The sequence below is a fragment of the Methylobacterium sp. C33D genome (assembly GCF_053345825.1).
Genome location: NZ_JBKFAV010000164.1, coordinates 1 through 328 on the forward strand (window position 1 = coordinate 1; position 328 = coordinate 328).

Sequence of the window (328 nt, forward strand, 5' to 3'; positions counted from 1 at the left end):
GGCCGCCACCGTCACGGGCGCCGCCGCGGTCCCGCGGGACCCGACGAACACCACGTCGCCGTAGCTGCCGCCCCGGACCAGCACGCTCGAGCCGGGACCGAGCGCCGCGAAGGGCACGTCGGCGGGCCGCGCCACCGTGGTGTAGCCGGGTTTGGTGCCGCCGGCGGGGTCGACCAGGATGCTCTGCTGCACCTGCGCGTCGGCCGGCCCGCAGGCGGTCAGGACCGGCAGGACCAGCGTCGACAGGGCGCCGCCGAGGACCGTGCTGGATCGCCTCATGCCGCGAGCGCCCGGGCGATGGCGAGGCGCTTGCGCCGCTGGAACAGCC

Annotated in this window: 1 pseudogene; it reads right to left on the reverse strand. The window is 77.4% G+C overall.

The features are described from left to right. A pseudogene (locus ACLBXO_RS31875) lies at positions 1 to 279 on the reverse strand (right-handed parallel beta-helix repeat-containing protein); the annotation flags it as partial. Between the last annotated feature and the right edge of the window lie 49 nt (positions 280 to 328).